This is a genomic window from Pseudomonas sp. SDO5532_S415 (genome assembly GCF_054071155.1).
On record NZ_JBSVWS010000007.1, the window covers coordinates 1 to 23,193 of the forward strand.

General features: G+C 60.5%; 20 protein-coding genes. 9 read left to right on the top strand and 11 right to left on the bottom strand.

From position 1 onward, the window contains the following. Window positions 1–78: 78 nt before the first annotated feature. From ACW9HW_RS04115 to ACW9HW_RS04130, 4 genes are all read right to left on the bottom strand, one after another. Window positions 79–456: a hypothetical protein gene (locus ACW9HW_RS04115; protein ID WP_137804693.1), complete on the bottom strand. Its 378-nt coding sequence runs from the start codon at window positions 454–456 to the stop codon at window positions 79–81. Window positions 457–537: 81 nt separating this feature from the next. Continuing rightward, on the bottom strand, window positions 538–1,347 hold the full coding sequence (locus ACW9HW_RS04120) for a putative RNA methyltransferase (protein ID WP_095197104.1): 810 nt from the start codon (window positions 1,345–1,347) through the stop codon (window positions 538–540). Next, window positions 1,347–2,498 carry a succinyl-diaminopimelate desuccinylase gene (gene dapE / locus ACW9HW_RS04125; protein ID WP_207262606.1) on the bottom strand — a complete coding sequence of 384 codons (1,152 nt, stop codon included), beginning with the start codon at window positions 2,496–2,498 and terminating at the stop codon, window positions 1,347–1,349. The genes ACW9HW_RS04120 and dapE overlap by 1 nt, the downstream gene beginning before the upstream one ends. A 220-nt stretch (window positions 2,499–2,718) precedes the next feature. Then, a complete protein-coding gene (locus ACW9HW_RS04130) occupies window positions 2,719–5,310 on the bottom strand; it encodes a glycosyltransferase (RefSeq protein ID WP_095197102.1) in 2,592 nt (863 codons plus the stop codon). A gap of 270 nt (window positions 5,311–5,580) precedes the next feature. Here ACW9HW_RS04130 and tcdA point away from each other — a divergent pair, with 270 nt between their 5' ends. Further along, the gene (gene tcdA / locus ACW9HW_RS04135) at window positions 5,581–6,390 is read left to right on the top strand and encodes a tRNA cyclic N6-threonylcarbamoyladenosine(37) synthase TcdA (protein WP_457398540.1); all 810 of its coding nucleotides are present in this window, start codon (window positions 5,581–5,583) and stop codon (window positions 6,388–6,390) included. A 136-nt stretch (window positions 6,391–6,526) separates the two neighbouring features. On the opposite strand, the gene ACW9HW_RS04140 is transcribed toward tcdA, so the two are convergent. From ACW9HW_RS04140 to ACW9HW_RS04155, 4 genes are all read right to left on the bottom strand, one after another. Then, window positions 6,527–6,931 (bottom strand): SufE family protein, encoded by a 405-nt coding sequence (locus tag ACW9HW_RS04140; RefSeq protein ID WP_457398543.1) that lies wholly within the window; start codon window positions 6,929–6,931, stop codon window positions 6,527–6,529. Beyond that, window positions 6,928–8,133 (bottom strand): aminotransferase class V-fold PLP-dependent enzyme, encoded by a 1,206-nt coding sequence (locus tag ACW9HW_RS04145; protein ID WP_457398546.1) that lies wholly within the window; start codon window positions 8,131–8,133, stop codon window positions 6,928–6,930. The genes ACW9HW_RS04140 and ACW9HW_RS04145 overlap by 4 nt, the downstream gene beginning before the upstream one ends. Window positions 8,134–8,333: 200 nt before the next feature. After that, a complete protein-coding gene (gene dapD / locus ACW9HW_RS04150; RefSeq protein WP_095197098.1) occupies window positions 8,334–9,368 on the bottom strand; it encodes a 2,3,4,5-tetrahydropyridine-2,6-dicarboxylate N-succinyltransferase in 1,035 nt (344 codons plus the stop codon). Between the two features lie 32 nt (window positions 9,369–9,400). Next, entirely contained in the window at window positions 9,401–9,763 is a 363-nt protein-coding gene (locus ACW9HW_RS04155; protein ID WP_095197097.1) for an ArsC family reductase, read from the bottom strand. Window positions 9,764–10,080: 317 nt separating this feature from the next. On the opposite strand from ACW9HW_RS04155, the gene ACW9HW_RS04160 reads away from it, so the two are divergent. Beyond that, on the top strand, window positions 10,081–11,712 hold the full coding sequence (locus ACW9HW_RS04160) for a Na+/H+ antiporter (RefSeq protein ID WP_457398549.1): 1,632 nt from the start codon (window positions 10,081–10,083) through the stop codon (window positions 11,710–11,712). A gap of 116 nt (window positions 11,713–11,828) precedes the next feature. Here the strand turns inward: ACW9HW_RS04160 and dapC are convergent, their stop codons facing one another. The 3 genes from dapC to map form a co-directional block, all read right to left on the bottom strand. Further along, window positions 11,829–13,028 carry a succinyldiaminopimelate transaminase gene (dapC, locus tag ACW9HW_RS04165; protein WP_095197095.1) on the bottom strand — a complete coding sequence of 400 codons (1,200 nt, stop codon included), beginning with the start codon at window positions 13,026–13,028 and terminating at the stop codon, window positions 11,829–11,831. Between the two features lie 187 nt (window positions 13,029–13,215). Continuing rightward, window positions 13,216–15,918 carry a [protein-PII] uridylyltransferase gene (locus tag ACW9HW_RS04170; protein WP_095197094.1) on the bottom strand — a complete coding sequence of 901 codons (2,703 nt, stop codon included), beginning with the start codon at window positions 15,916–15,918 and terminating at the stop codon, window positions 13,216–13,218. A 42-nt stretch (window positions 15,919–15,960) separates the two neighbouring features. Next, window positions 15,961–16,743, bottom strand: a complete 783-nt coding sequence (gene map, locus ACW9HW_RS04175) for a type I methionyl aminopeptidase (RefSeq protein WP_095197093.1) — start codon at window positions 16,741–16,743, stop codon at window positions 15,961–15,963. A 371-nt stretch (window positions 16,744–17,114) separates the two neighbouring features. Here map and rpsB point away from each other — a divergent pair, with 371 nt between their 5' ends. The 7 genes from rpsB (at window position 17,115) to ispC (ending at window position 23,176) form a co-directional block, all read left to right on the top strand. Beyond that, window positions 17,115–17,852 (top strand): 30S ribosomal protein S2, encoded by a 738-nt coding sequence (gene rpsB, locus ACW9HW_RS04180; protein ID WP_008057307.1) that lies wholly within the window; start codon window positions 17,115–17,117, stop codon window positions 17,850–17,852. Window positions 17,853–18,042: 190 nt separating this feature from the next. Next, window positions 18,043–18,906, top strand: coding sequence for a translation elongation factor Ts (gene tsf, locus ACW9HW_RS04185; RefSeq protein WP_075946741.1), 864 nt, complete (start codon window positions 18,043–18,045; stop codon window positions 18,904–18,906). Between the two features lie 209 nt (window positions 18,907–19,115). Next, window positions 19,116–19,859, top strand: coding sequence for a UMP kinase (gene pyrH, locus ACW9HW_RS04190; protein ID WP_003222124.1), 744 nt, complete (start codon window positions 19,116–19,118; stop codon window positions 19,857–19,859). After that, complete coding sequence (gene frr / locus ACW9HW_RS04195; RefSeq protein WP_095197092.1) at window positions 19,856–20,413, top strand: ribosome recycling factor; 558 nt, start codon at window positions 19,856–19,858, stop codon at window positions 20,411–20,413. Before pyrH ends, frr begins: the two co-directional genes overlap by 4 nt. A gap of 14 nt (window positions 20,414–20,427) precedes the next feature. Next, a complete protein-coding gene (uppS, locus tag ACW9HW_RS04200; RefSeq protein WP_095197091.1) occupies window positions 20,428–21,183 on the top strand; it encodes a polyprenyl diphosphate synthase in 756 nt (251 codons plus the stop codon). Further along, window positions 21,183–21,989, top strand: a complete 807-nt coding sequence (locus ACW9HW_RS04205; RefSeq protein ID WP_457398554.1) for a phosphatidate cytidylyltransferase — start codon at window positions 21,183–21,185, stop codon at window positions 21,987–21,989. Before uppS ends, ACW9HW_RS04205 begins: the two co-directional genes overlap by 1 nt. Then, the gene (gene ispC, locus ACW9HW_RS04210) at window positions 21,986–23,176 is read left to right on the top strand and encodes a 1-deoxy-D-xylulose-5-phosphate reductoisomerase (protein WP_095197089.1); all 1,191 of its coding nucleotides are present in this window, start codon (window positions 21,986–21,988) and stop codon (window positions 23,174–23,176) included. The genes ACW9HW_RS04205 and ispC overlap by 4 nt, the downstream gene beginning before the upstream one ends. Window positions 23,177–23,193 lie beyond the last annotated feature (17 nt).

A 23,193-nucleotide genomic window follows, 5' to 3' on the forward strand; every position in this document is an offset into this window, starting at 1 on the left:
GGATCAGTCGACATCAATGTTGAATGACTCACCGCCTTCGCGAGCAGGCTCGCTCCCACAGTTGGTTTGTGTACGGGGTTAAGCCGTTTTCCAGGTGATTTCTTCTTCACCGTCGGCGCTGATGCGAATCCAGCGATCAGCCGTCTCCTCACCTTCTTCCTCGACCCAGCTGCCCGGCGCGCAGCGCACTTCGACGTTCAGCGCGGCAAACGCGGCGCGGGCGCAGGCGATGTCGTCTTCCCACGGGGTCTGGTCACTTTCCAGGTACAGGCTGTTCCATTTTCCAACGGCCTTGGGCAACCAGGTCACCGGCACGTTACCGGCCTTGCACTTGTAGGTCTGGCCTTTCTGCACCCAGTCGGTGCACGGGCCCAATGCCTCGCCGAGCCAGGCGGAGACGGCTTTGTGGTCGACGTCGGCGTCTTTCAGGTAAATCTCGATATCGGGCTGGCGCATGGATGTCCTCACTGCGTGTCTGAAAAATCCATTCGCGGATTTAGCCGGCCTTGAGCCGTTGCTCAAGACCAAAATTAGTAATTATTGAAGAACGAAATAATCGTAGCGCATCGAGACGGTGACCTCGAATGGCTCCGCCTGTTCGATGACCGCTGCCCGGCGTTCGGCACTGGCACGCCAGCCGTGGGGCGTCATGGCCAGCAGGTTCGCCCGGTCCTGACCGCTGGCGAGCGTCAATTTGAATGCCAGGGTTTCGCTGTGTTGCAACGCCATACCTTCAGGCACCAGAGCCAGGTGCTTGTCGTCGGTGTATTCGCGGACCTCGTCGTACAGCCGCTCGCGCAGTTCCATCAGGTGGCCGCTGGTGGGTCCGACTTTCATCAGGCCGCCGCCGGGGCTGAGCAGGCGTTTGGCTTCGTTCCAGTCCAGTGGACTGAAAACGCTGGCCAGGAACTGGCAACTGCCCGACGCCAACGGCACGCGGGCCATGCTGGCAATCAACCAGGTCAGCCGCGGGTTGCGCTTGCAGGCGCGCTTGACCGCCTCCCGGGAAATGTCCAGGGCGTAGCCATCGGCGTCTGGCAAGGCCTCGGCGATTTGCGCGGTGTAGTAACCCTCGCCGCAACCGATGTCGACCCAACGCTGTGGCGCTACACCTGCCGCCAGCTCCGCCAGCCGCCTGGCCACCGGTGCGTAATGCCCGGCGTTGAGGAAGTCGCGGCGGGCTTCGACCATTGCCAGGTTATCCCCAGGGTCACGGCTGTTCTTGTGCTGTACCGGCAACAGGTTCAGGTAACCCTGGCGCGCACGGTCGAAACGATGCCCGGCGGGGCAGGCCACACCGTTGTCCACCGCATTGAGCGGTTCGCTGCAGATCGGGCAAGCGAGCATCAGGCGAGCAACTTGATCAGGGTCTGGTAGTAGATTTCGGTCAGCACATCGAGATCGGCTGCCAGCACGCGTTCGTTGACCTGGTGAATGGTCGCGTTGACCGGCCCCAGCTCAACCACTTGCGTACCCATGGTCGCGATGAAGCGCCCGTCGGAGGTGCCGCCACTGGTGGACGCCTTGGTGTCGCGGCCGGTGATGTCCTTGATGCTCGACGACACCGCGTCGAGCAGCGCGCCCGGTTCGGTGAGGAACGGCAGGCCGGACAGCGCCCAGTCGATGTGCCAGTCCAGGCCATGCTTGTCGAGGATGTCGGCGACGCGCTTTTGCAGGCCTTCGACAGTGGACTCGGTGGAGAAGCGGAAGTTGAACACCGCCACCAGGTCACCCGGAATCACGTTGGTCGCGCCGGTGCCGGAGTTGACGTTGGAGATCTGGAAACTGGTCGGCGGGAAGAAATCGTTGCCATGGTCCCAATGCTCGGCGGCAAGTTCGGCCAAAGCCGGGGCGGCGAGGTGGATCGGGTTTTTCGCCAGGTGCGGGTAGGCCACGTGGCCCTGCACGCCGCGCACGGTCAGTTTGGCACCCAGGGAACCGCGACGGCCGTTCTTGACCACATCACCCACCAGGGTGGTGCTCGACGGTTCGCCGACGATGCACCAGTCCAGACGCTCCTTGCGCGCGGCCAGGCGTTCAACCACCGCCTTGGTGCCGTGGTGTGCCGGACCTTCTTCGTCGCTGGTGATCAGGAAAGCGACCTTGCCCTTGTGATCCGGGTAGTCGGCGACGAAACGCTCGGCCGCCACGGTCATGGACGCGAGGCTGCCTTTCATGTCGGCCGCGCCACGGCCGCAGAGCATACCGTGCTCGTCGATGACGGCGTTGAACGGATCGATCTGCCAGGCGGTCACCGGACCGGTCGGCACCACGTCGGTGTGACCGGCGAAGCACAGCACCGGACCGTCGTGTTTGCCGTGGGTGGCCCAGAAGTTATCCACATCTTCGATGCGCATGGGCTCAAGCATAAAACCGGCATCGCCCAGGCGCTGCATCATCTGCTTCTGGCAATCGGCGTCGACGGGCGTCACGGACGGACGGCGGATCAGATCGATGGCGAGTTGAAGGGTCGGCGAAAGGTCGGCGTGGGCCGTCATGGAAAACTCCGGAGAACTTGAATATGGGCGCGGACTAAATGTGGGAGCCAGCCTGCTGGCGATGGCGGTGTGGCAGTCAACATAAATGGTGATTGTGACATTGCCATCGCCAGCAGGCTGGCTCCCACAGGGATGGATATCACGCCAAGCCCCGCAAAATGGCGGTTATCTTAAAGCAAAACGGCGACCATTGGCCGCCGTTTAGTGCATCGGTGAAGATTTAGACCGCTGGTGCCGTTTCGGTTTCGGCGGTCGGTTTCGGCAGCGACGACAGGAACGCCATGATCAGCGCCGCCAGGTACGGCAGCGACTGCACCAGCAACATGGCCACCCAGAAACGCATGTCGTTGCTCGGCATACCGTTGACCAGGAAGATCCCCAGCGCCGCGCCCCACAGCAACAGCATGATGAACAGCTCTTCCCGGGCTTCGGAAATCGCCACCCAGAAGCCGTGGTTATCGGCGTTCTTCGGCGTGCGGAAAAACGGAATGCTGCTGGTGAAGAAGCCGTACAGCACCGCTTTGGCGATGGTGTGCGACAACGCCAGCCCCGCCAGTGCCGCGCAGAATGCATCCTTGAGGTTTACGCCCACCGCGCGACGGTAGAGGAAGATGATCTTGCCGACCTTGAACACGAACAGCGCCAGCGGCGGGATCGCGAAAATCAACAGCGGCGGATCGACCCGCTGCGGCACGATGATCATCGCCGCCGACCACAGCAGCGCGCCGACGGTGAAGAAGATGTTCATGCCGTCCGCCACCCACGGCAACCAGCCCGCGAGGAAGTGATAGCGCTGGCCGCGGGTCAGCTCGGTGTCCTTGCCGCGCAGCAGGCTGCGGGTGTGACGCTTGATGATCTGGATCGCGCCATAGGCCCAGCGGAAGCGCTGTTTCTTGAAGTCGATGAAGGTATCGGGCATCAAACCTTTGCCGTAGCTGTCGTGGTAATACGCCGCCGACAGGCCTTTTTCGAAGACCCGCAGGCCCAGCTCGGCGTCTTCGCAGATGCACCAGTCGGCCCAGCCCAGTTCTTCGAGCACCGAGCGACGGGTCATGGTCATGGTGCCGTGCTGGATGATCGCGTCACGGTCGTTGCGCGTCACCATGCCGATATGGAAGAAACCTTTGTATTCCGCGTAGCAGAGCTTTTTGAAGGTGCTTTCGTTCTGGTCGCGGTAGTCCTGCGGCGATTGCACCACGGCGATTTTCGGATCGGCGAAGTGCGGCACCATGTGCTTGAGCCAGTTCGGGTGCACGCAGTAATCGGAGTCGATCACCGCGATTACCTCGGCATCCTTGGCGGTGTGCGGGATCAGGTAGTTCAGTGCACCGCCCTTGAAACCGGCCAATGGCGCGACGTGGAAGAACTTGAAGCGCGGGCCCAGGGTTTCGCAATAATCACGCACCGGTTCCCAGACCGCCGGGTCCTTGGTGTTGTTGTCGATGATCAGGACTTCGAAATCCGGATAGTCGAGGTTCGCCAGGGCGTTGAGGGTCTGTTTGACCATCTCCGGCGGCTCGTTGTAGCAGGGCACGTGAATCGAGACTTTCGGTCGATAGTTCGAATCGCCGACCACCGGCAGGAATTCCCGGCGCCGCTTGTGGATCCAGACTGCTTCGGCCAGTTCGTGGGCCTCGGTCAGCAACACGATGAACACACCGAGCGCGCCGAGGGCGAGCAGGAATCCTACCGTCAGGCTGAACCAGGTGCTGTATTGCTGGCTGTAGTCGTAGCCGATCCACACCAGCACCGAACCGCAGAGGAACGCGATAAAGGTCAGGAAGGTACGGCCACGCTGGCGCAGGGCCGAGCCGTCGATCATCAGCAGGGTCAGCGACAGCAGAGCCAGCACTACCGAGCCGATGGCCAGCACGCGCCATTGCGGAATGGCGACCACCGGGCCTTCGAAGTTGAATTTCTGCTGGCGCGCGGCGTTGAACACACCCCAGTAAGCGCCCACCGAACCTTCGTCACTGACTTTCCATGGCTGGTCGAAGGCTTCGATCACGAAGTAGTTGAAACCCTGGCGGTTGAGCTTGTTGACCAGGGTCCGCAGGTAAATCGCCTGGTCCGCCGGCGACGCGTCGGCGCCGCCGCGCATGCGGCCATTGCTCGGCCAGCCGACCTCGGACAGCAGCAGTGGTTTTTTCGGGAACATCTTTTTCAGGTCGCGGGCACGGTCGAGGACGAACTGCCCGGCCTTGTCCATCGGGATGAATTCCCAGTAAGGCAGAACGTGCGCGGCGATCAGGTCGACGTGCTTGGCCAGTTCCGGATGCTCTTCCCAGACGTGCCACTGCTCGGAGGTGGTCACCGGCACTTTCACCGCAGCGCGGACGCGATCAAGGATCACGCTCAGTTCGGCAGCGGTGATTTCCTTACGGAAAATGGCTTCGTTACCGACAACGACGCGGACGACGCTGCGCGAAGAATTGGCGATTTCGATGGCGCGGGTGATCTCCCGCTCGTTGCGTTCCTGATCCGGACTGATCCAGATCCCCAGCGTCACCCGCAGGCCGAATTCTTCCGCCAGTTTGGGGATGTTCTCCAGCGTTCCGTCGACCGAGTAAGTACGGATGTTGTCCGTCAGCTTGCTCATGATCTCCAGGTCGCGACGCATCTGATCGTCGGTCGGATACTGTTCTTTCTGTGGGAATTGACCTTGCTGGAACGGCGAATACGAGAAGCCGGAAATTTGCTCGGGCCAGTTGGGCGTGGTGACCGGGCGATTGATCAGCGCCCAGAAGCCGGTAAACAAGGCAGCGATGGCGAGCACCACCACCAGGTTGAGTCCAAATTTACGCGATGACATGGTTATTTCGGGTTCCAAAGGCTGTGGAACGAGGGAACGATCGGCTGCCGCCAAGAGGGCGCGCATCCTACACCGGTAATTCACTGAACGTACATCGGACAGGGAAATGCCGGACGTTGGGCAATCCAAGTCGATTTAAGTTCTTTCGTTAGAGCGTGTAGGGCAAATCTTCGTTCGATGCAGTTTTATGGACGATGTCCGGTCATAGCGTAATGATGTGCTTGACGCCCGACGGCCCTATAATGCGCGCCGGTTTTTTAGGTAATGGTCATGAGTACAGAAGATCCGCGGTTTGCTGGCATCGCCCGTTTGTATGGCATCGAAGGGCTCGAGCGCCTGCGCGCGGCCCATGTGGCGATCGTTGGCGTGGGTGGCGTCGGCTCCTGGGCGGCGGAAGCCATGGCCCGTTGCGGTGTGGGCGAGATTTCGCTGTTCGACCTCGACGACGTTTGCGTCAGCAACGCCAACCGTCAGTTGCATGCGCTGGACAGCACGGTCGGCAAGCCCAAGGTCGAGGTGATGGCTGAGCGCCTGCGCGGGATCAACCCCGACTGCACGGTGCACGCAGTGCCGGATTTCGTCACCCGCGAGACCATGGCCGAGTACATCACCCCGAATATCGACTGCGTGATCGACTGCATCGACAGCGTCAACGCCAAAGCGGCGCTGATCGCCTGGTGCAAGCGCCGCAAGATCCAGATCATCACCACCGGCGGTGCGGGCGGGCAGATCGACCCGACGCTGATCCAGGTCTGCGACCTGAACCGTACCTTCAACGACCCGTTGGCCTCGAAAGTACGCTCCACCTTGCGCCGCGACTACGGTTTCTCTCGCACCGTGACCCGCCATTACAGCGTGCCGTGCGTGTTCTCCACCGAGCAATTGCGCTACCCGAAACCGGACGGCAGCATTTGCCTGCAGAAGAGTTTTGTCGGCGACGGCGTGAAGCTCGACTGCGCCGGAGGCTTTGGCGCGGTGATGATGGTGACGGCGACGTTCGGCATGGTCGCGGCGACCAAGGCCGTGGACAAGATTGTGGCGGGTGTGCGTCGGCCGGCGGATCGGATCAAACCTGCCTAGTATCTTTGTTTTTGTGGCGAGGGAGCTTGCTCCCGCTGGAGTGCGAAGCGCTCCCTTGCATTCCTTCAGGCAAACCCAGGCTAAGGGTTTACGACTGCTGCGCAGCCGAACGGGAGCAAGCTCCCTCGCCACATGGTTAAGCAGCCAACTCATTCATCCGCTGAAGCACTGCATTCAAGCCATTGCTGCGCGACTGGGACAACTGCCGGCCCAGCCCCAACTGATTGAACCAGTCCGCCAAGTCCACCTGCTGCAACCCGGCCGCCGACAACCCGTTGACCCGCGCCAGCAGCAGCGCCACCAAGCCGCGAATCAAACGTGCATCGCTGTTGGCCCTGAACAGCCAGCGGCCATCCTGCAACTCGCCCACCAGCCACACCTGGCTTTCACAGCCGTGCACTCGATTGGCCTCGCACATGTCGACATCGCTCAACGCGGGCAGACGTTCGCCCCATTGCATCAACAGGCGCGCCCGTTGTTCCCAGCCAGGTGCGTTCTGAAACGCTTCCAGAGCGGTCACGGCCTCGGCAGGCAAGCTCATCGCAGCAACTCCAGCGCTTGATCCAGCGCTTCAAAGAACCGTTCCAGATCTTCGGAATCGTTGTACAACGCCAACGACACCCGAATCGCCCCGGCCAGGTGCAGGCTTTTAAGCAGGGGCATGGCGCAATGATGGCCGGCGCGCACCGCGATCCCTTGTTCGGTCAGCAAATGCGCCAGATCCGAGTTATGCACACCGTCAATGGTAAAACTGGCCAGCGCCACTTGCGGCTTGCCCAGCAGGCGGATGCCATTGCGCGCTTCCAGGCCCTTGAGCAGGTAGTCATGCAGTGCCGCTTCATGGGCAGACACGGCGTCCTGATCGAGCCCGGCGAGATAATCCAGGGTCGCGCCCAAGCCGATTACGCTGGCGATCGGCGGCGTGCCTGCCTCGAAACCCAGCGGCGCGGGACGAAAGCGGGCGTCCTGGTAGTTGGCGTCCAGCACCATCTCGCCACCGAACTGCCAGGGGCGCAGCTGTTGCAGCGCTTCGTTGCGTCCGAACAACACGCCCAGGCCATCGGGGCCATAGAGTTTGTGACTGGAAAACACATAGAAGTCACACCCCAGTGCCTGCACGTCATGCCGGCCATGGACCACGCCCTGGGCGCCGTCGATCACGGTCAAGGCGTTATGCGCCTTGGCCATCGCCAGCAGTGCGGGCAGGGGTTGCCAGGCGCCGATCACGTTGGACAACTGGCTGATCGCCAGCAGGCGCGTGCGTGGGCCGATCAACCCTGTAGCGGCTTGAAGGTCGATCACGCCATCGGCATCCAGCGGCAGGATTACCAGCTTCAGCTCGCGACGGTGTGCCAGTTGCTGCCACGGCAGCAGGTTGGCGTGATGTTCCAGGGCGCTGATGACAATTTCATCGCCCGGATGGAATAGAGGTTCCAGGCCATAAGCCAGGAGGTTCAGCGCAGATGTCGCGCCGTGGGTGAAGATAATCTGCCCGCTGTCACCGGCATTGAGCCATTGCGCGGCTTTGCGACGGCTGTCCTCGAACGCCTGGGTGGCGTGGGCGCCTGGCAGGTGTTGCGCCCGATGCACATTGGCCGCGCCGTTGGCGTAGTAATGCGCCAGGGCATCCAGCAGGGCTTGAGGTTTTTGCGTGGTGGCGGCGTTGTCCAGATAGGTCTGGTCTTGCCGTTGCAGAGCGGCGATGGCCGGAAAATCGGCGCGCCAGGGGGAGGCAATCATCATGGTGTTCGGCCTTTACGCCTGACCCCTGTAGGAGCGAGCCTTTGTGGCGAGGGGATTCATCCCCGTTGGGCCGCGCAGCGGACCTAAATCCAGCAAACGCGGTGCGTCAGATGCACCGCGAGCGTTGGGTTTACGACTGCTGCGCAGTCGGACGGGGATAAATCCCCTCGCCACAGGGGCTCCCACAGAGTCTGCGGCGCTTAGTTGTGAGCGTGCAGCGCTTCGTTCAGTTCGATGGCCGATTTGTGGGTTTTGCATTCCACGGCACCGGTTTCCGAATTGCGGCGGAACAGCAGATCGGTCTGACCGGCCAGTTCACGGGCCTTCACGACTTTGACCAACTGGTTTTTCTCGTCCAGCAGCGCCACTTTGGTGCCGGCGGTGACGTACAGGCCCGACTCGACGGTGTTGCGGTCGCCCAGCGGGATACCGATACCGGCGTTGGCGCCGATCAGGCAACCTTCGCCAACCTTGATCACGATGTTGCCACCGCCCGACAGGGTACCCATGGTCGAGCAACCGCCGCCCAGGTCCGAACCCTTGCCGACGAATACGCCAGCGGATACGCGGCCTTCGATCATGCCCGGGCCTTCGGTGCCGGCGTTGAAGTTGATGAAACCTTCGTGCATCACAGTGGTGCCTTCGCCCACGTAGGCGCCCAGGCGCAGACGTGCCGCATCGGCGATACGCACGCCGGCCGGAACCACGTAGTCGGTCATTTTCGGGAACTTGTCCACCGAGAACACTTCCAGCAGCTCGCCGCGCAGGCGTGCTTCGAGCTGATGCTCGGCCAGCTCGGCCAGATCGATGGCGCCCTGGCTGGTCCAGGCCACGTTCGGCAGCAACGGGAAGATGCCAGCCAGGTTCAGGCCGTGTGGCTTGACCAGGCGATGGGAAAGCAGGTGCAGCTTGAGGTAAGCCTCAGGGGTGGACGACAGCTGGGCGTCTTCGGCCAGCAGGGTGGCGACCAGTGGCTTGTGGCTCTCGGCCAGACGGGTCAGCAGGGCAGCCTGGGTTGCATCGACGCCTTTGACGGCTTCAGCCAGTTGCGACGCCTGGGCGGTGGTGAAGGCGATGGCCTGATTGCCTTCGCTGTAGCCCAGAATCGGCGCGATGGCAGCGACCAGTTCGGCCGACGGGTTGAGCAATGGCTGAGCGTAAAACACTTCCAGCCATGCACCTTGACGGTTTTGAGTGCCGACACCAAAGGCCAGGCTGAACAGGGTAGTGGACATGTTGATACCTCTAACAAATTGAAACGGGCCGCTTACTTCAGAGCTGCCGCGTAGATATCTGGCTTGAAGCCAATCAGGGTTCGTTCACCGAGATCGAGCACCGGGCGCTTGATCATCGAAGGTTGTGCGAGCATCAGTTCGATGGCTTTCGACTGGTCGAGATCGGCTTTGCGTTCGTCGTCGAGCTTGCGAAAGGTCGTGCCTGCACGGTTCAACACCACTTCCCAGCCGTGCTCGTTGCACCATTGGGTCAGGTGTTCACGGTCGATACCGACCGCCTTGTAATCATGAAAGTCATAGCGGACAGCGTGTTCATCGAGCCAGGTGCGCGCCTTTTTCATGGTGTCGCAGGCTTTGATGCCGAAAAGGTGCAACGTTTTGCTTGAAACGGTCAAGGAATCGCCCCCTTTACAGGTGCTGGAGAAAAAAGGTGTCGGATTATGCCATGACCGGACGGTTTCGCGGCGGCTGTGGTCGGGTTTGTATGTGTCCCAAGACGCAAAACCTGTAGGAGCGAGCTCTGCTCGCGATGGTCGTTAACGATAACGCGCCCAGCCTGACACCCCGTGGCGTTCTCCAGTCCATCGCGAGCAGAGCTCGCTCCTACAGGTGTTGTGGTGTTCCAGGGTGCGACATAGGTGCAAGGGTCGTACGCAGTCTAAGCGGCTAATATGACGCCTCAATGCTGTCGATTCTCCGGGAACCCCGCTTTATGCAAACCGCTTATACCGTCTTGATCATGCTCATGTTGGTTGGCGTTTCGCGCCTGATCGGACGGGTGATTCCGCTGCCGTTGCCCTTGGTGCAGATTGCCGCTGGCGCCTTGCTCGCCTGGCCGACGCTCGGTCTGCATGTGGCACTGGATCCTGAGTTGTTTCTCTTTCTGTTCCTGCCGCCGCTGTTGTTTTCCGACGGCTGGCGCATGCCCAAACGCGAATTCTGGCGTTTGCGCGGACCGATTCTGACGCTGGCGGTGGGCTTGGTGCTATTCACGGTGGTCGGTGCCGGGTACTTCATTCACTGGTTGCTGCCGAGCATCCCGCTGCCGGTGGCGTTTGCCCTGGCGGCGGTGTTGTCGCCCACGGACGCCGTGGCGGTTTCGGCGATCTCCCAGAACCGCCTGCCGACACCCTTGATGCATATGCTGCAAGGCGAGGCGTTGATGAATGATGCCTCGGGCCTTGTGACCTTCAAGTTTGCCCTGGCAGCGGCGGTGACCGGCGTGTTCTCGCTGGCCAACGCCAGCGTGACCTTCGTGCTGGTGGCGGTCGGTGGCCTGGCCATCGGTGTGGCGTTGAGCTGGCTGGTCGGGCGTTTGCGCTCGTGGATGATTGCCCGCGGCTGGGATGACCCGGCCACCCACGTCGTGTTCATGTTGTTGCTACCGTTTGCCGCTTACGTACTGGCCGAGCGCGTGGGCGCGTCGGGCATTCTGTCGGCGGTGGCGGCGGGCATGATGCAAAGCTGGCTCGATCTGCTGCCGCGCCAGACCAACACCCGTCTGCTCAATCGCAGCGTTTGGTCATTGCTGGAGTTCGCCTTCAACGGCTTGATCTTCCTGCTGCTGGGCCTGCAGTTGCCGGACATCATCAAGGCTGTGGCCAGTCACGAACCTTCCTTGTGGCCGACACTGCTTTATCGCTGCCTGGATGTGCTGGCGATTTTCCTGGTGTTGCTGGTGTTGCGGTTTGTCTGGGTGCAAAGCATCTGGCGCCTGTCCATTTTTGTTCGGCGCTTGCGCGGCAAGGACGAGATCACCCGGGTGCCGAGCGCGCGCTCCTGTTGGTTGCTGACCGTCGGTGGCGTGCGAGGTGCGGTGACGCTGGCGGGTGTGATGTCGGTGCCGATGCTCATGGGCGGCGGCGCATTTCCCGAGCGCGACCTGCTGATCTTCATCGCCGCCGGGGTGATTTTGTTGTCATTGATTGCCGCGTGCATTGCCTTGCCGTTGCTGCTGCGCGGTATCGAGAAAAGCCCCGACGACAAACGCCGCAACGAAGTGCGCGACGCCTGGCGCAAGACCGCCGAGGCCGCCATTCATGCGCTGGAAACTGAAGAGGTCAATCCGCAGGACGCCACTCAGGCGGCGCTGGCGGCCGAACTCAAGGCGCGGATCATGTCCGAGTATCGCCATCAACTGGAAGTGTTCAACGATTCTGCCGAAGCCCAGGCCCTGGCGTTTCAGATGGATCTGCTGGAGCGGCGGTTACGCTTGAAGGCGCTGCGGGCGCAGCGCCTGGAGTTGTACAGCCTCAGCCGCCAGCACCAGGTTGGCGATGACGTGTTGCGTGAGGTGTTGGGGGAGCTGGATTTGAGCGAGGCCAAGCTTGGCCAGGTGAAATAAAGCAGCCGGGAGACGCTCGATTGCTCGCGAAGAACGTGTGGACGACACGGGGTGTCTGGTGCCGCCCGTTATCGTTCACGTCCATCGCGAGCAAGCTCGCTCCTACAGGTCCGAATTTATCGGCGGCGCTGGATGAAATCGCGAATCCGCTCGGCGGCTTCAACGCACTCGGCCAACGGCGCGACCAACGCCATGCGCACACGCCCGGCACCCGGATTGACGCCATCCACATCCCGCGACAGGTAAGAACCCGGCACCACCGTCACATGCTCTTGCTCGAACAGGTCACGGCAGAAGGCTGCATCGTCACCGGCCACATTCGGCCACAGGTAGAAACTGCCATCGGGGCGTTGTACGTCCAGGACCGGGCTGAGGATTTCCAGTACGGCGTCGAATTTCTCGCGATACAGCGCCCGGTTGGCGCGCACGTGCACTTCGTCGTTCCATGCCGCCACGCTGGCCAGTTGCGTCTGAACCGGCATCGCGCAGCCGTGGTAGGTGCGATAGAGCAGGAAGCCTTTGAGGATGTCCGCATCGCCAGCAACAAAACCGGAACGCAGGCCCGGCAGGTTGGAGCGCTTGGACAGGCTGTGGAACACCACGCAGCGCTTGAAGTCCTTGCGGCCCAGTTCCGCGCAGGCGCTGAGCAGGCCCGGCGGCGGGGTTTGTTCGTCGAAGTACAGTTCGCTGTAGCACTCGTCCGCGGCAATCACGAAGTCATGTTCGTCGGCCAGGGCGATCAGTTTTTTCAGGGTTTCGACCGGGATCAACGCGCCGGTCGGGTTGCCTGGCGAGCACAGGAACAGGATCTGGCAGCGCTTCCAGATGTCCGGCGACACCGCATCGAAATCCGGGTTGAAGCCGTTTTCATCCAGGCACGGCAGGTAATGCGGCTTGGCCCCGGCGAGGAAGGCTGCCCCTTCGTAGATCTGATAGAACGGATTCGGGCTGACCACCAGCGCGTCATCGCCACGATTGACCACGGTCTGGGTGAAGGCGAACAGGGCTTCACGGGTGCCATTGACCGGCAGCACGTTGCGCGCCGGGTCGATCCAGCCGTTCGGGACGTTGAAACGACGTTCACACCAGGCAGCGATGGCTTCGCGCAGCTCCGGGATACCGAGGGTGGTCGGGTACACCGCCATCTTTTCCAGATTACTGGCCAGGGCTTCGGCGACGAAGCTCGGCGAACGGTGCTTCGGCTCGCCAATGGACAACGCGATAGGGCGTTTGTCCGGGTTGGGCGTGACGCTACCGAGCAGGGCGCGGAGTTTCTCGAACGGGTAGGGCTGGAGCTGGGACAAAGCGTTGTTCATGGGGGCCTCTTGTAGGGGAGCGGGCTTGCTCGAGTGTCAGTCCGGGCGCAAAACTGTGGGAGCGAGCCTGCTCGCGAAGAGGGTGGCAGTTCAACATCCTTGTGTGCTGATCCACCGCTTTCGCGAGCAGGCTCGCTCCCACATTGGGTAAATAGGCCCATTCCCACAATGGAGAAGTGGGGGTGAATCAGATACTGATGCGCGACAGTTTGATATCGGGTTCCTGGTTGACGCTCAGTTGTTCAACGATTGCATCCTGCAGGCGGCTGCACAGCAGTGGATCGGACAGCGGTTGATTGTTGGCATCGGTGATGAAGAACACGTCTTCCACGCGTTCGCCGAGGGTGGCGATCTTGGCGTTCTGCAACGACAGGTCGAACTCCAGGAAGATCGTGCCGATCCGCGCCAGCAGGCCAGGGCGGTCGGGGGCTGTCAGCTCCAGCACCGTCACCGGGCGCTGCGCATCGTTGTGGATGGTCACCTGCGGTGCGAAAGCGAAATGCTTGAGCTGGCGCGGTACCCGTCGCTGGATGATCGTCGGGTAGTCGTCCGGGTTGCGCAAGGCTTCGGTCAGGCCATCGCGGATCTGCTTGACCCGCGCCGGATTATCGCCGATCGAGTCGCCGTCGGTGTCGAGCACGATGTAAGTGTCGAGGGTGAACTGGCTGCTGGAGGTGATCACCCGGGCATCGTGGATGTTCAGGTTGAGCTGGTCCATCGCGGCCACGGTCACGGCGAAGAAGTCGTGCTGGTCCGGCGCGTAGATGAAAATCTGCGTGCCACCCTCGAATTCCCGTTGCGTGGTTTCCTTGATCAGTACCAGCGGCCCGCCGTCGGCGGGTTGCTGGAGGATCGCTTCGGTGTGCCAGGCGACGTCGCCGGCGGTGTGACGCAGGAAGTAGTCGTCACCCAACTGCGCCCATAACTGCTCGACATCGTCCGGATCGGTGCCGCCTCGCACCAGGATGTCCAGAGCGGCGCTTTGGGTCTGGCGGATCTGCTCTTCGCGGTCCACCGGGTTTTCCAGGCCGCGTCGCAATGCGCGTTTGGTCTCGGTGTAGAGCTGACGCAACAGGCTGGCGCGCCAGGAGTTCCAGAGCGTCGGGTTGGTGGCGTTGATGTCGGCGACGGTCAGCACGTACAGATAGTCGAGGTGGGTTTCGTCACCGATGATCTGCGCGAAATCGTGGATCACCTGCGGGTCGGACAAGTCCTTGCGCTGGGCGGTAGTCGACATCAGCAAATGGTTTTGCACCAGCCAGACGATCAGGCGGCTGTCCCACACGGGAAGTTGGTGACGCTGGCAAAACGCCTCAGCGTCCACGGCGCCGATTTCCGAGTGGTCACCATGCCGGCCCTTGCCGATGTCGTGATACAGGCCGGCCAGGTAGATCAATTCGGGCTTGGGTAGCTTGCCCATGAGTTTGCTGGCCAGCGGGAACTTTTCCGACACCTGGGTGTACTGCAACTTACGCAGGTGTTTGATCAGGTTCAGGGTGTGCGCATCGACCGTATAAATGTGAAACAGGTCGTGCTGCATCTGTCCGACGATGAATCCGAACTCCGGCAGATAGCGCCCGAGGATGCCGTAACGGTTCATCCGGCGCAGGTTGCGGTGGATGCCGATCTTGCACTTGAACAGTTCGATGAACAGGCTGGTGTTGCGGATGTCGTTGCGGAAATCGTCGTCGATCAGGTGGCGGTTTTCCCGCAGCAGACGAATGGTGTCGGCGCGCACGCCTTTGATTTCCGGCTGCTGGGCCATCAGCACAAAGATTTCCAGCATGGCGAACGGGGTGCGGCGGAACACGTTGTCGTTGCGCGCCTCGATGTAACCATCGTGCAGCTGGAATCGCGAGTTGATCGGCTGTGGCGGCGCCTCATCTTCCGGCGCGAGGATGACTTCCTCGAAGTGCTGGATGATCAGGTCACTGAGCTGGGCAATGCTCATCACCACCCGATAATACTGCTGCATGAAGTTTTCGACGGCCTGTTTGGCGTCGTCGCCTTCGAATCCCAGCAGCTTGGCAATGGTGCGCTGGTGATCGAACAGCAGGCGGTCTTCGGCGCGCCCGGCGAGCATGTGCAAGGCGTAACGCACTTTCCACAAAAACTCCTGGGAGGAGGCCAGCAGGGCGTTTTCGCTCTCCACGAGGAAGCCTTCGCCCGCCAGTGCCCGCAGGTTCAGGGTGCCGTACTCGCGACGGGCCACCCAGAGAATCGTCTGGATATCCCGCAGACCGCCAGGCGAACCTTTGACGTTGGGTTCCAGGTTGTATTCGGTGTCGTTGTACTTGTGGTGGCGGGCCTTCTGCTCGGCGCGTTTGGCCAGGAAGAAGTCCTTGCTCGGCCACATGTGCGCTGTGCTGGTGACATCCAGCATGCGCTGGCGCAGGTGCTCCGGCCCGGTGATGGTGCGGCTCTCCATCAGGTTGGTCACCACCGTCAGGTCGGCGCGGGCCTCGACGGCGCACTCTTCGACCGAGCGCACGCTCTGACCGACTTCCAGGCCGATGTCCCACAGCAGCGTCAGAAAACGCTCGATGGAATCGCGGAAGACTTCATGGTCGGCGCTGTCCAGCAGGATCAGCAAATCGATGTCGGAGTAGGGGTGCAGCTCGCCGCGACCGTAGCCGCCCACCGCCACCAGGGCTATATCGGCGTCTTCACTCCAGTTGAACTGCTCCCAGGCCTTTTGCAGGATGTTGTCGACGAACCAGGCGCGATCCTCGATCAACCGGCGAATGTCCCGACCGCTGCGAAAGCGTCCGTCGAGCACCTCGCGGGCCTGGCGGATCGCCTTCTTGAAGGCCGCGATGGGGCTTGCCTTCAGGGCCAGTTCAGCCTGGAACTGGCCGCGGTCGAAGAGTTCGGGATCCACCTGCGGCATCGATTGGCTTTCCTCTATAGGGCTGGGAGCTGTGCGGTTGGATCAGGCCGATGCGCGCGGGATGGTGTCATCGCTGCGCAAGGTGAAGATTTCGTAACCGGTCTCGGTCACCAGCAGGGTGTGTTCCCATTGTGCCGACAGCTTGCGGTCCTTGGTGATCGCAGTCCAGCCGTCACCCAGCACCTTGGTGTCGGCGCGGCCCTGGTTGATCATCGGTTCGATGGTGAAAGTCATGCCGGCCTTCAGTTCCATGCCGGTGCCGGCGCGGCCGTAGTGCAGGATCTGCGGTTCTTCGTGGAAGACTTTACCGATGCCGTGGCCACAGAACTCGCGAACCACCGAGAAACCGTTCTTCTCGGCGTGTTTCTGGATCACTTCGCCGATATCGCCCAGGCGGCAGCCCGGCTTGACCAGTTGAATGGCCTTGTACATGCATTCCTGGGTCACTTGCGACAGGCGTTCGGCCCAGACCGGTACAGTACCGACGTGGAACATGCGGCTGGTGTCGCCGTGGTAACCGTCCTTGATGACGGTGACGTCGATGTTCAGGGTGTCGCCATCCTTCAGCGGTTTCTCGTTCGGGATGCCATGGCAGACCACATGGTTGATCGAGGTGCAGATGGACTTCGGGAAGCCCTTGTAGTTGAGAGGGGCAGGGATAGCCTTCTGCTCGTTGACAATATAATCGTGGCAGATGCGGTCGAGTTCTTCGGTGGTCACGCCCGGTTTGACATGTTCGGCGATCATTTCCAGCACATCGGCGGCCAGTTTGCCGGCGATGCGCATTTTTGCGATGTCCTCGGGGGTTTTGAGGGTGACGGTCATACAGGCTCTCTCTGCGCCAGGCGGCGCTTTACAAACGGAATGGGCGTTGCGCGATCGAATTTCGCGGCCCTGAAAAACGCGATTCTAACAGACGCTCGGCGCAATTCGGCGCCTCTGTGCATCGCTTCTCTCTATAGAATGGTGCATTCTGGGCCGATTCCAAGGGGCGGAATGCCACGCCCGCCCGGATTTCAGAATCCGGGTTCCGTTTTTCCCTGCCCTGTGATATAAAATGCGCCGCTTTCCGGGGATGCCCCGAAAAGCCTAAATCCACACACGTGTCGACACGATGACCTGGGTGCCTTCAGCTGATGCTGCTGGTTGGTCATTGGGATACGTGGAGGCCAAACCCGACTTATTAAGGAACTATCATGTCCCAAGTCAACATGCGCGATATGCTGAAGGCCGGTGTGCACTTCGGTCACCAGACCCGTTACTGGAACCCGAAAATGGGTAAATACATTTTCGGCGCGCGTAACAAGATCCACATCATCAACCTTGAAAAAACCCTGCCAATGTTCAACGAAGCTCTGACTTTCGTAGAGCGCCTGGCCCAGGGCAAAAACAAGATTCTGTTCGTCGGCACCAAGCGTTCCGCTGGCAAGATCGTTGCTGAAGAAGCAGCACGTTGCGGTTCGCCGTACGTCGATCACCGCTGGTTGGGCGGCATGCTGACCAACTTCAAAACCATCCGTGCTTCCATCAAGCGTCTGCGTGACCTTGAAGTACAAGCCGAAGACGGTACTTTCGCCAAGCTGACCAAGAAAGAAGCGCTGATGCGCTCCCGTGACCTGGAAAAGCTGGATCGTTCCCTGGGTGGTATCAAGGACATGGGCGGTCTGCCAGACGCTCTGTTCGTTATCGACGTTGATCACGAGCGCATCGCGATCACCGAAGCCAACAAGCTGGGCATCCCGGTTATCGGCGTAGTCGATACCAACAGCAGCCCGGAAGGCGTTGACTACATCATCCCAGGCAACGATGACGCAATCCGCGCTATCCAGCTGTACATGGGTTCGATGGCTGACGCTGTTATCCGTGGTCGCAACAACGTTGCTGGCGGCACCGAAGTGTTCGTTGAAGAAGCTCCGGCAGCTGCAGCTGAGTAATTGACGCCCTGGCGTTGACTCAGTAAGCAAAAAGGGGGCTTGGCCCCCTTTTTGCCACCTCGAAAACCATTTGTCGGCGCCCACTGCCTTATTTGTAATGTGCGGCAGCTAACAAGGGTGGTTCGGGAAGAATTGAACGCCCGTTCGATCGGGTGGAATGGTTGATAACCTATCCAAGAGGAATTTTGAAATGGCAGAGATTACTGCAGCGTTGGTCAAAGAACTGCGCGAGCGTACCGGCGAAGGCATGATGGATTGCAAAAAGGCCTTGACCAAGGCTGGCGGCGACATCGAGAAAGCCATTGATGACATGCGTGCTTCGGGCGCCATCAAGGCAGCCAAGAAAGCAGGCAACGTTGCCGCTGAAGGCGCCATCGCCATCAAGGCTGACGACAAGTCCGCCGTACTGCTGGAAGTGAACTCGCAGACCGACTTCCTGGCCCTGCAAGACGACTTCAAGAACTTCGTTGCTGCCAGCGTAGAAAAAGCCTTCGCCGAAAAACTGACCGACGCAGCTCCGCTGATCGCCGCTCAGGAATCGGCTCGTGAAGCCCTGGTGGCCAAAGTTGGCGAAAACGTCAACATCCGTCGCCTGGTGCGCGTAGAGGGCGACGTTGTCGGCACCTACCTGCACGGTAACAAGATCGGTGTTGCTGTTGTCCTGAAGGGCGGCGACGTCCAGCTGGCCAAGGAAATCGCCATGCACGTGGCGGCAAGCAACCCTGAGTTCCTGCTGCCATCGCAGGTTTCGCCAGAAGCCATCGAGCGCGAAAAGGGCGTCTTCATGTCTTTGAACGAAGACAAGATGAAAGGCAAGCCAGCTGAAATCGTCGAGAAGATGATCGCCGGCCGTATCACCAAGTTCCTGGCTGAAGCCAGCCTGGTCGAGCAAGCTTTCGTCATGAACCCGGAAGTCACCGTTGGTGCTCTGGCCAAGAAAGCCGGCGCTGAAATCGTTTCCTTCACCTACTTCAAGGTTGGCGAAGGCATCGAGAAGCCAGTAGACAACTTCGCTGAAGAAGTTGCCGCACAGCTGGCTGCCGCCAAGCAATAAGACGGTTTTATAACTGTCGCCCTGAAGAGGCTGCCCGCTCACGCGCGCAGCCTCTTTTCAGATGGGCCACCAATTTTTATTGGTTTCCTATTGGAACTGGCTTACAAAGCCATGTTCCGATGGCGCTGAAGCAGCGCCACGCTAGAGTGAACGCCAGCTGAAAACAGCTCGCAAAGAATTTTTAAAATACGCCGCAGGAGAGATTCGCAATGGCTCAGCAGGGCAGTGGTTATCAGGCTCGCTATAAACGCATTCTACTCAAACTTAGCGGCGAGGCCCTGATGGGCTCGGAAGAGTTCGGGATCGATCCGAAGGTTCTGGATCGCATGGCGCTGGAAGTTGGCCAGCTGGTCGGCATCGGTGTCCAGGTCGGTCTGGTGATCGGCGGCGGCAACCTGTTCCGCGGGGAAGCCCTGAGCAAGGCCGGCATGGATCGGGTCACCGGTGACCACATGGGCATGCTGGCCACTGTGATGAACGCCCTGGCCATGCGCGATGCGCTGGAACGTGCCAATATCTCGGCCATCGTGATGTCGGCCATTTCCATGGTAGGCGTGACCGATCATTACGATCGTCGCAAGGCCATGCGTCACCTGAACTCCAAGGACGTGGTAATTTTCGCTGCCGGTACCGGCAACCCGTTCTTCACCACGGACTCGGCCGCCTGCCTGCGTGCGATCGAAATCGATGCCGATGTCGTGCTCAAGGCAACCAAGGTCGATGGCGTCTACACCGCTGACCCGTTCAAAGACCCGCATGCCGAGAAGTTCGATCATCTGACCTACGATGAAGTGCTGGATCGCAAGCTGGGTGTTATGGATCTGACGGCCATTTGCCTGTGCCGCGACCATAAGATGCCGTTGCGCGTATTTAACATGAACAAGCCCGGCGCCCTGCTGAACATCGTGCATGGTGGCGCTGAAGGGACCCTGATCGAGGAAGGCCAACAATGATCAATGAAATCAAGAAAGACGCTCAAGAGCGCATGCAGAAATCCGTGGAATCGCTGGCGCACAACTTCGGCCGTATTCGTACCGGCCAGGCGCACCCAAGCATTCTGGAAGGTGTGATGGTGCCGTACTACGGTGCCGATACCCCCATCAAACAAGTGGCGAACATCACTGTTAAAGACGCCCGTACCCTGCAAGTCGTTGCCTTTGAGCGCAACATGCTGGGTGCCGTCGACAAGGCCATCGGTAGCGCCGGTCTGAACCTCAACCCGACCAACCTGGGTGAGTTGTTGCTGATCTCCATGCCTGCCCTGACCGAAGAAACCCGCAAAGGCTTCACCAAGCAGGCTCGCGATGTTGCCGAAGACGCCCGTGTTGCAGTGCGCAACATCCGTCGTGATGCAAACAGCCAGCTCAAGGATCTGGTCAAGGAAAAAGAAATCAGCGAAGACGAAGAGCGTCGCGCCACAGGCGAAATCGATGATTTGACCAAAAAGTTCGTGGCCAAGATCGACGCTGATCTGGCGCAGAAAGAAAAAGACCTGATGGCCGTATAAGGGTCACGTTTTTAATGGATAAGACTAAGCAGACTGCACCGTCCGCGGTGCCGCGCCATGTCGCGATCATCATGGATGGTAATAATCGCTGGGCGAAAAAACGCTTTATGCCGGGTGTCGCCGGGCATAAAGCGGGTGTGGATGCAGTTCGCGCGGTTATCGAGGTGTGTGCCGAAGAAGGGGTCGAAGTATTGACCCTGTTCGCGTTCTCCAGTGAAAACTGGCAGCGGCCGGCCGACGAGGTCAGTGCCCTGATGGATCTGTTCTTCAAGGCATTGCGTCGCGAGGCCAAGCGCCTGAACGATAACAACATCAGTTTGCGCATCATTGGCGATCGATCGCGTTTTCATCCGGAACTTCAGGCAGCCATGCGTGAAGCCGAGGCGATGACTGTCGGCGCCAATCGCTTCGTCCTGCAGATCGCTGCCAATTACGGCGGTCAGTGGGATATCGCACAGGCCGCACAGCGGCTGGCGCGGGAAGTACAGGCCGGACATTTGCGTCCGGAGGACATCACCCCGGACCTGCTGCAAACCTGTCTGGCTACAGGCGATCTGCCGTTGCCGGACTTGTGCATCCGAACCGGGGGCGAGCACCGCATCAGCAACTTCCTGCTGTGGCAGCTGGCTTATGCCGAGTTGTACTTCTCCGACCTTTTCTGGCCGGACTTCAAACACGACGCCATGCGTAACGCGCTGGCCGATTTCGCATCTCGCCAGCGTCGCTTCGGTAAAACGAGCGAGCAGGTCGAGGCTGGAGCCCGGATTTAATGCTTAAACAACGAATCATCACTGCGCTGATCCTGCTGCCGATTGCCCTGGGCGGGTTTTTCCTGCTCGAGGGGTCCGGCTTTGCGCTGTTCATCGGGTTGGTCGTGACCCTCGGTGCATGGGAGTGGGCGCGTCTGGCGGGCTTCAATGCCCAGCCGATGCGCGTGGCCTACGCCACGGTTGTCGCATTGATGCTGTTTGTCATGCATCTTCTGCCTGGCCTCGCGCCTTGGGTGTTGGGCGCCTCGGTACTCTGGTGGGGGGTCGCCACCTATCTGGTGCTGACGTATCCACGCTCCAGCGAGCTATGGGCAAGCGCAGCTTGCAAGCTGGTAATCGGCCTGTTGATTCTGTTGCCGGCCTGGCAGGGCCTGGTAGAGATCAAGAAGTACCCCTTGGGCAACTGGCTGATCATGGCAGTGATGGTGCTGGTCTGGGGTGCCGATATCGGCGCGTATTTTTCCGGCCGGGCCTTCGGCAAGCGCAAGCTGGCGCCGCAGGTCAGTCCAGGCAAGAGCTGGGAAGGCGTCTACGGCGGCTTGGTCCTGAGTCTGGTCATTACCGTCATTGTCGGATTCGTTCGTGACTGGACCGTTGCCGAGCTGTTCAAGGGCTTGATCGGCGCGGCCGTGATCGTGTTTATTTCGGTCGTGGGCGACCTCACCGAAAGCATGTTCAAGCGCCAGTCCGGGATCAAGGACAGCAGCAATCTGCTGCCTGGTCACGGCGGGGTACTGGACCGGATCGACAGCCTGACCGCGGCCATTCCCGTGTTTGCCGTACTGTTGTGGATGGCTGCACCATGAGCCGCCCTCAGCAGATTACCGTTCTGGGGGCGACCGGCTCGATCGGTCTGAGCACCCTCGATGTCATCGCTCGTCATCCCGAGCGTTATCAAGTGTTTGCCTTGAGCGGTTTTACCCGTTTAAACGAATTGCTGGCACTGTGTGTGCGTCATACCCCGCGATTCGCCGTCGTGCCTGAGGCCGGTGCCGCTCGCGCGTTGCAGGATGACTTGAGTGCGGCAGGCCTTTCGACCCGTGTGCTGGTGGGCGAGGAAGGTTTGTGTCAGGTCGCTGCCGATCCTGAAGTGGATGCGGTCATGGCGGCCATTGTCGGAGCGGCGGGGCTGCGTCCGACACTGGCAGCGGTCGAAGCCGGCAAGAAGATTCTTCTGGCCAACAAAGAAGCACTGGTCATGTCCGGTGCACTGTTCATGCAGGCCGTTCGCAAGAGCGGTTCGGTGTTGCTGCCGATCGACAGTGAGCACAACGCGATCTTCCAGTGCATGCCGCAGGATTTTGCCCGTGGTCTTGGCGCGGTCGGTGTGCGTCGGATTTTGCTGACAGCTTCCGGCGGACCGTTCCGTCAGACACCCCTGGCGGAGCTGGCGCATGTTTCACCCGAACAGGCCTGTGCTCACCCCAACTGGTCCATGGGACGCAAGATTTCGGTTGATTCCGCCAGCATGATGAATAAAGGGCTTGAGTTGATCGAAGCCTGCTGGCTGTTCGATGCCAAGCCGTCCCAGGTTGAAGTGGTGATTCATCCGCAGAGCGTGATTCATTCGCTGGTCGATTACATCGATGGCTCGGTATTGGCCCAGTTGGGCAATCCGGACATGCGCACGCCAATCGCCAATGCGCTGGCGTGGCCTGAACGAATCGATTCGGGTGTGCCACCGCTTGACCTGTTTGCCGTCGCCCGTCTGGACTTCCAGGCGCCGGATGAAGAGCGTTTCCCTTGTCTGCGCCTGGCCCGTCAGGCCGCCGAGGCGGGCAACAGCGCCCCGGCAATGCTGAATGCGGCAAATGAGGTTGCCGTTGCGGCGTTTCTCGACGGACGGGTTCGTTACCCGGAAATCGCGAGTATCATCGAAGAAACACTCAATCTCGAGCCTGTGGTAGCAGTGAAGGATCTGGAAGCAGTGTTTGCGGCAGATGCGAAGGCGCGTGTGCTGGCCGAACAGTGGCTGAGTCGTCACGGGCGGTAAGTGTTGCAATGCGTTGG